The following is a 442-nucleotide window of genomic DNA, read 5'->3' as shown; positions in this document are numbered from 1 at the left end:
CGCAACAAGCTCCGGATTCTGCCACAAACTGTGTTGACGACCAGATCGTCCAAGGCCCGGCAACCGTTGATTTGGGCAATCAGGCCAAACTGAAACTGCCTGCAAAAATGGTCTTTGGGAAAAAAAATCGCGCCAACGCCATGATGAGGGAAACAGGCAACGCCACAGATCCCAACCGCTATGGCCTGATTCTCCCCGAGTCGGAAAACGAGGACGGTGATACTAATTGGATGGTAGACCTAACCTTTACCGATTCCGGCTACATCAAAGACGATGATGCCAAAGCATGGGATGTTGAGGCCATGCTCGAGCAGCTGCAAGAAGGTACCGAGGAACAAAATAAAGAGCGTGCCTACCGCAACCTGCCGGAATTGGAAACACGCGGATGGGTGGAAAAACCGCAATATGCTGCAAAGACCAATCGTCTGATTTGGTCGATTGA

General features: G+C 51.1%; 1 protein-coding gene. It reads left to right on the top strand.

The genetic code is table 11. The features are described 5' to 3' along the window. Positions 1-442: DUF2167 domain-containing protein (locus ACTHUG_RS11495; RefSeq protein WP_440422302.1), on the top strand; the 442-nt coding region annotated here is incomplete at both ends.

It is taken from the genome of Neisseria sp. P0022.S009 (assembly GCF_051956675.1).
Taxonomy (GTDB): Bacteria; Pseudomonadota; Gammaproteobacteria; order Burkholderiales; family Neisseriaceae; genus Neisseria.
This window is presented reverse-complemented; position numbering and strand designations above follow the sequence as displayed.